Source organism: Limnohabitans sp. (genome assembly GCF_038134685.1).
Lineage (GTDB): Bacteria > Pseudomonadota > Gammaproteobacteria > Burkholderiales > Burkholderiaceae_C > Limnohabitans_A.
Window position 1 is genome coordinate 79,088 of record NZ_JAYPVP010000010.1, and the last position, 6,719, is coordinate 85,806.

The window sequence follows — 6,719 nt, forward strand, 5'->3', positions numbered from 1 at the left end:
TGCTGCCCATGCTGTAACGCAACACAGTGTTGGCTGTAAGAATCACAAAAATGACGCAAGAGGTGATCCAGAGAATGGTCTTGCAAACAGACGCAATTAACCATTCGAGCCAGCCGGACTCGGTTTTATTCATGAGGGAGTACTCCTATTGAGTTGATCGGCTTGCAACATGCAAGCCGATCGCTCAGAGGTCAGCGAGTTTATTGCGCGCGAGAAGCGGCAACTACTTTTTTAACGAAGGGGCCAATCGGGCTGCCTTCCCACTTGGTCACAACGGATGCAGTGGCTTGCTGGAATGCAGCTTTGTTCACCGCATCAACCTGCGTACCTTTGGCTTTGAGTTCGGCGACCAGAGAGTCGTCGCTTTCCTTGGACAGTTTGCGTTGCAAAGCTGTAGCTTCGTTGGAGGCTTCCTGAACGGCCTTGCGATCGGCATCAGACAGGCGATCCCAAGTGCGCTTGCTCATCAGGAAGGGCGTCATTTCGTACTTATGGCCAGTCAGGGAGACGTACTTCTGCACTTCATACAGCTTGGCCGAGTAGATGTTGGTAAGAGGGTTTTCCTGACCATCGACCACGCCTTGTTGCAGAGCCACATACAGCTCGGAGAACTTGATTTGTTGCGCTTCGGCGCCCAGAGCTTGCATGATATCCACGGTTACGGAGTCAGGAGGCGTGCGCATTTTCAGACCCTTGAGGTCTTCAGGCTTAAGCAGTGCGCGCTTGCTGTTGCTCATGTTGCGGATGCCGTTGTCCCAGTAACCCAGAACAATCATGCCTTTTTCAGCAGTTTTTGCTGCCAGTTCCTTGCCGACAGGGCCGTCCATGATTTTCCAGGCCTGGGGCAGGTCGGCAAAAAGGAAGGGCAGGCCAAAGGCAGCGTACTCGGGTACGGTATTGGCTACAGCGCCTTGAGAGTTGGCAGAAATGTCGAGCGCACCGGTGCGAAGTGCAGTCACCATAGCAGCGTCATCGCCCAACTGAGCGGAAGGTGCAACGGTGACTTCAATGCGACCGTTTGAGCGTGCTTTGACTTCGTCGGCAAATTTCACAGCTGCCGTGTGGCGGGGGCTGCCCACCGGGTTGCCGTGACCTAGGGTCAATTTGACCGCTTGGGCAGACGCAAATGTGGACACCGCCATCAGCGATGTGACCAGCAGCGTGCGGCGCAGGGTACTGAATTTGTTCATGGTTTGTCTCCTTTTGGAATGATTCGTGGCCTATGTTGACCACGGGTTGGGGGGAATCAGTGGATGAGCATGCCGCCGTTCACGTCAAGCGTGACGCCGGTGCAGTATTTGGAAAGATCGCTGGCGAGGAACACCACGCACCCAGCCACATCATTGGGTTCGCCAATACGGGCCAGAGGGATGCCGTCCAGAATGCCTTGACGCTTGTCTTCGGGGATTTTGCCTTTGTTGATGTCGGTGGCGATCAGGCCTGGCGTCACGCAATTGACACGGATGTTGCTGCCGCCATATTCGCGGGCCATGGCACGGGCCAGGCCGAGTACGCCGGCTTTGGCGGCGGAGTAATGCGGGCCACCCAGAATGCCGCCACCACGTTGTGCGGACACGGAGGAGATACAGACGATCGAGCCGCTCTTTTGCTCGATCATGGTGGGAAGCATGGCTTGGGATGCGTAGAGCGTGCCACGCAGGCTGACGTCCATGATCTTGTCGTAGTCGCTGCCAGAAATGTCCAGGAACTTGGCGGGCTGGGTGATGCCGGCGTTGTTGACCAGGATGTCAATGCGACCGTACTTGGCCTTGATCTGCGCCGCAGCGGCTTCGCACGAAGCTTTGTCGATCACGTTGGCAACCAGACCCAGGTGCTCAGCGCCGAGTTGGGCTGCAGCGGCTTGGGGGTTGGCCTGTTCCAGGTCGAGGATGACGACCTTGGCGCCTTGCGCCGCCATCATGCGGGCGCTGGCAAAACCTAGGCCGTTGAGGCCGGCGCCGCCAGTGATGACGGCAACTTTGTCCTTGAGCAGCATTGAAGTCTCCTTTTGTGTTTCAACTGCAAGATGGGGGCGATTCTGTGCCCTGTGTCTGCATGACACAAACGATATAAACTCACGGACTGTTAAATTTCATTCATGTTGCATTGCAGCATGTGAGCGAATTTCAAACATGATTCCACCTCTAACCGCCTTGCAAGCCTTCGAAACCATTGCGCGCCGCAAGAGTTTTACGCTGGCTGCTGAAGAATTGCACCTTACGCCTTCGGCCGTGAGCCACCAGGTTGCCAAGCTCGAAGGTTTATTGCACGTTCGCCTGTTTGAGCGGTCAACTCGCGGAGTAGAGCTCACGCCAGCCGGGCAGCAATACCTGCAGCGTGTGGGGAGTGCGCTGGGAGCCATCAACACCGCCACTGAAGATCTGCGCCACGGTGTGCAGGACACGCTGTATGTGCACAGCAGCCCCAGTTTTGCCAGCTTGTGGCTGATGCCGCGCATTGCGCGTTTCACGGCTTTGCACCCGAACATTTCGCTGATGCTGTCGGCCTCGCACGTGCATTCGGATTTCCAGCTGGGTCAGATGGACATTGACATCCGCTATGGGCTGCCCAACTGGCCTAACCTGGAGGTGGAGCCCATCTTCACCGAAAAAATCATGCCCCTGGCCAGCCCTGAGTTCATTCGAGCGCATGCCTTGCATGAGCCCAAAGACCTGCTGCGTGTGCCGCTGATTCAGTCCAGCGTGAGCGTGGTGCAATGGGTCGACTGGTTTGGCCGTTATGGCGACGGCCTGCGCCCCGAACGCATGGGTCTGCGGTTTGATCGCGCCATGATGAGCCTGGACGCGGCAGTGCAAAAACTTGGGGTGGCCTTGGAAAGCCGCAGCATTGGCCAGTCCTTGATTGGCAGCGGAAAACTGCAAGCCGTGTTTGCCGAAAGCATGAGTGTGGAGGTGCAAGCCCACTTCATGGTCTACCCGGCCAGGCACGCATCGCGCCCTGAGGTCAAGAGCTTTGTGAAGTGGCTGCAGGACGAGGCGATGTCTTCAGCTTAAAAGTGAAATAAGTTCATCAAAACCTGAATATTCATCGCTTGAATTCATGTGGCTGGGTCGCAAGAATGGCGGCACATTGACCACAAACAGGAGACCGCGCTCCGTGCACAAGCAAGGACGCGAACACGATGAGCACCACTTTGCCCGCAGGCATGGCCAACGCCATTCGCTTTCTTTCCATTGACGCTATCGTCAAAGCCCAAGAGGGACACCAGGGCGTCCCTTTGGGCATGGCGGAAATCGCCACAGCCTTGTACACCCGCCATCTCAAGCACAACCCACTGGAGGCGGGCTGGTTTGACCGCGATCGCGTGGTGTTGTCCAACGGGCATGGGTCCATGTTGCTGTATTCGCTGCTGCACCTGTCGGGTTACCCCAAGTTTCCGATCGAGGAAATCCAGCGCTTTCGCGTGCTGGGTTCGGTTTGCGAGGGGCACCCCGAGCGCCCGCACGGCGCTGCACACGAGACGGCCAACGGCATTGAAGTGACCACTGGCCCGCTGGGGCAGGGTATTGCCAATGCCTTTGGTATGGCGGTGGCCGAAGCCTATTTGAACGCTCGCTTTGGCAGCGATCTTGTTAATCACAATACGTATGCATTTGTGGGCGACGGTTGCTTGCAAGAAGGCATTGGCCAGGAAATGATTTCTTTGGCTGGCCATTTGCAGTTGGGCAAACTGGTGCTGCTGTGGGATGACAACCAGATCACAGACGATGGCAGCACCGACTTGTCGATCAGCGAAAACGTCGCCGAACGCTTTCGTGTGGCCGGCTGGCATGTAGTGGAAGTGGATGGCCACAACCTCGAAGCAGTCTCGAATGCTCTTGCTGCGGCCAAAGCCGACCCGCGCCCATCCATGCTCGCTTGCCGCACTGTGATTGCGAAAGGTATCGCACGCCTGCAAGGCTTGCGCGGAGGCCACAGCGGTCGCTTGTATGAAGAAGACGCCCAAGCCGCACGCGAGCTGCTGGACTGGCCGCATGCCCCTTTTGTGCTGCCCTGCAATGTGGCGCAAGCCTGGCGTGATGCGGGTCAGCGCAGCCAAGGCGAATACGCTGCATGGAAACAGCGTGTGGCGGCATTGCCGGCTGCAGACCGCGCCGAATTCCAACGCGTCATGAAAGGCGAACTGCCCGCCAACTGGCAGCAAGTGTTGCTGGACTACAAGCAGCAAGCCTTGAGTGCGCCGCTGGCGCCCAGCGGCATTTTTATTTCGGGCGAGATCAACGATTTGCTCACCCCAGTGTTGCCGGAACGCATGGTGGGGTGTGCTGACCTGGAAGCGCCCACCAGCCACAAGCGTGGTCTGCAGGCCTTTACGGCGCAGGACCGCGCCGGTGCGTATGTCCATTGCGGTGTGCGCGAGCATGTGATGGGCGCCATGGCCAACGGCATGGCTGCGCACGGCGGCGTGATTCCCTTGTCTGTCACCTACCTGGCGTTCTCGGATTACGAACGACCGGCCATGCGCATGGCGGCGCTCATGGGGCTACCTGTCAAGTTTGTGTTCAGCCATGACAGCATTGGTATTGGCCGCAATGGTCCCACGCACCAGCCAGTTGAAATTTTGGCTTCGCTGCGTGCTATGCCCAATATGTGGGTCATGCGTCCGGCCGATGCCATTGAAGCTGCTGAATGTTGGGAGCTGGCGTTGCGGCACCAGGATGGCCCAGTCAGCATGGTGTTTGCACGACAGTCGCTGCCTTTGGTGCGTCAGGACGCCACCCGTGAGAACCTGACGAGCCGTGGCGCCTATGTGCTCCACGAGGCTGCCTGCGGGATGCGCCAGGTCACACTGCTGGCTACGGGGTCGGAGGTGTTGCTGGCGGTGCAAGCCCGCGAACAGCTGGAAGCGCAAGGCATCGCCACCGCCGTGGTCTCTATGCCTTGCTGGGAGCTTTTCCATCAGCAAGATGCGGCCTACCGCCAACATGTCCTGGGGCAGGGTGTTCGCATCGGCATCGAAGCTGCAGTGCGCCAAGGATGGGACGCGTATTTGGGGCTGGAAGGTGGCTTTGTCGGCATGAGCGGTTTTGGTGCCAGTGGCCCGGCAGATGAACTCTACAAACTCTTTGGCATCACGCCAGAAGCCGTGGTGGTTGAAGCGCACCGCCTGTTGGGGCACTGATCATGAACATTGTTTTTCTGGATAGCGACACCATTTCGCCTGAAACCACCCTGCGTTCCCCCGCGTTTGCGCACCAGTGGCATCAATACGATCGCACCACATCAGACCAAGCCGCTGAGCGCATTGCAGATGCTGACATCGTCATCGTCAACAAGGTCAAGCTCAGTGCAGAAACGCTCGCGAAAGCGCCCCACCTAAAGCTGATCGCTGTGGCCGCCACCGGCACCGACAACATCGATTTGGCCGCTTGCCAGCAGCGCGGCATTGTGGTGAGCAACGTGCGCAACTACGCCAAGCACACCGTGCCTGAACACACCTTCGCGCTGATCTTTGCCTTGCGCCGAAGCATCTGCGCCTACCGGGATGCCGTCAAGGCGGGGCGCTGGCAAGAGGCCGCGCAGTTCTGTTTTTTTGACCACCCCATCCGCGATCTGGCCGGCTCTACCCTCGGCATCATTGGCGATGGCGTGCTGGGGCAGGCCGTGGCCACAATTGGCCGTGCCTTGGGTATGCGGGTGCTGTTTTCTGCGCACAAAGGCCGCAGCGGGCAAGGCCGTCTGTACACCCCGTTTGAGGATGTGCTTAAGCAGTCTGACATCCTCACGCTGCACTGCCCGCTCAATGCCAATACACGCAACATGATTGGTGCCCCCGAGTTTGCGCAAATGGCACGCAAACCTTTGCTCATCAATACGGGCCGTGGTGGTTTGGTGGATGAAGCGGCTGTTGGACCTGCGCTGAAAGCAGGGCAAATTGCTGGCGCTGCGTTTGATGTGACCAGCGTGGAACCACCGCCAATCGATCACCCGTTTATGGCTTTACTCGACCGCCCAGACTTCATTCTGACGCCGCATGTGGCCTGGGCCAGCGCACAGGCCATTCAAGCCCTGGCCGATCAGTTGATCGACAACATCGAGGCTTTTGTGGCTGGAGCGCCAGTCAACACGGTGTTGCCGAAATAAAGTTGCCGTCAGCCCAGCCACGAAGCCCCTGCGCCCAGGGCCGTGGCTACACCCAGCGCCGCAAAAATACCTGCTGCAATGCGGTGCACCCATTTCATGGGAATGCGTGCAGCAAAACGGTCGCCTACAAACACGGCGGGCACGTCGGCAATCAACATGCCCAGCGTGGTGCCTGCGACTACCATGAGCGCGTCTGCGTAGTGTGCGGCCATGGCAATGGTGGCAACCTGTGTTTTGTCGCCCATCTCGGCCAGGAAGAAGGTGACCAACGTCGTGCCAAACACGCCCAAGCGCTGGGCGATGGCGGTTTCTTCCTCTTCAATCGCGTCCGGAATCAAGGTCCAGATGGCCATGCCCAGGAACGATGCAGCCAGAATCCAGCGCAACACGCTGGGTTCGATGGCAGTAGTGATCCACGCGCCCAAAGCCCCGGCCAGACCATGGTTGACCAGTGTGGCAGCCAGAATGCCCAGGATGATCGGCACGGGTTTCTTGAAACGTGCCGCCAAAATAAAGGCCAGCAATTGCGGTTTGTCGCCCATTTCGGCAAGGGCCACAAAGCCAGTAGATGTGAGTAAAGATTCCATGATCACAGCATAAGACAAGCAGGCAAA

The 6,719-nt window shown here is 58.2% G+C and carries 6 protein-coding genes; 3 read left to right on the top strand and 3 right to left on the bottom strand.

Going from position 1 to position 6,719, the window contains the following annotated elements:
• Positions 1 to 200: 200 nt before the first annotated feature.
• The gene (locus AAFM15_RS06285) at positions 201 to 1,190 is read right to left on the bottom strand and encodes a TRAP transporter substrate-binding protein (protein ID WP_341685853.1); all 990 of its coding nucleotides are present in this window, start codon (positions 1,188 to 1,190) and stop codon (positions 201 to 203) included.
• A 56-nt stretch (positions 1,191 to 1,246) separates the two neighbouring features.
• On the bottom strand, positions 1,247 to 1,996 hold the full coding sequence (locus tag AAFM15_RS06290; RefSeq protein WP_341685854.1) for an SDR family oxidoreductase: 750 nt from the start codon (positions 1,994 to 1,996) through the stop codon (positions 1,247 to 1,249).
• Positions 1,997 to 2,132: 136 nt separating this feature from the next.
• Here AAFM15_RS06290 and AAFM15_RS06295 point away from each other — a divergent pair, with 136 nt between their 5' ends.
• From AAFM15_RS06295 to AAFM15_RS06305, 3 genes are all read left to right on the top strand, one after another.
• Entirely contained in the window at positions 2,133 to 3,014 is an 882-nt protein-coding gene (locus AAFM15_RS06295; RefSeq protein ID WP_341685855.1) for a LysR substrate-binding domain-containing protein, read from the top strand.
• Positions 3,015 to 3,142: 128 nt separating this feature from the next.
• Positions 3,143 to 5,143 carry a transketolase gene (gene tkt / locus AAFM15_RS06300; RefSeq protein ID WP_341685856.1) on the top strand — a complete coding sequence of 667 codons (2,001 nt, stop codon included), beginning with the start codon at positions 3,143 to 3,145 and terminating at the stop codon, positions 5,141 to 5,143.
• Between the two features lie 2 nt (positions 5,144 to 5,145).
• Positions 5,146 to 6,105, top strand: a complete 960-nt coding sequence (locus AAFM15_RS06305; RefSeq protein WP_341685857.1) for a D-2-hydroxyacid dehydrogenase — start codon at positions 5,146 to 5,148, stop codon at positions 6,103 to 6,105.
• Positions 6,106 to 6,113: 8 nt separating this feature from the next.
• Here AAFM15_RS06305 and AAFM15_RS06310 read toward each other — a convergent pair whose 3' ends face one another.
• Positions 6,114 to 6,692, bottom strand: a complete 579-nt coding sequence (locus tag AAFM15_RS06310) for a TMEM165/GDT1 family protein (RefSeq protein ID WP_341685861.1) — start codon at positions 6,690 to 6,692, stop codon at positions 6,114 to 6,116.
• Positions 6,693 to 6,719 lie beyond the last annotated feature (27 nt).

Excerpts from the sequence above, each read along its gene's own strand:
- AAFM15_RS06285 (WP_341685853.1), bottom strand. The coding sequence starts at position 1,190 with ATGAACAAATTCAGTACCCTGCGCCGCACGCTGCTGGTCACATCGCTG.
- AAFM15_RS06290 (WP_341685854.1), bottom strand. The coding sequence starts at position 1,996 with ATGCTGCTCAAGGACAAAGTTGCCGTCATCACTGGCGGCGCCGGCCTC.
- AAFM15_RS06295 (WP_341685855.1), top strand. The coding sequence starts at position 2,133 with ATGATTCCACCTCTAACCGCCTTGCAAGCCTTCGAAACCATTGCGCGC.
- tkt (WP_341685856.1), top strand. The coding sequence starts at position 3,143 with ATGAGCACCACTTTGCCCGCAGGCATGGCCAACGCCATTCGCTTTCTT.
- AAFM15_RS06305 (WP_341685857.1), top strand. The coding sequence starts at position 5,146 with ATGAACATTGTTTTTCTGGATAGCGACACCATTTCGCCTGAAACCACC.
- AAFM15_RS06310 (WP_341685861.1), bottom strand. The coding sequence starts at position 6,692 with ATGGAATCTTTACTCACATCTACTGGCTTTGTGGCCCTTGCCGAAATG.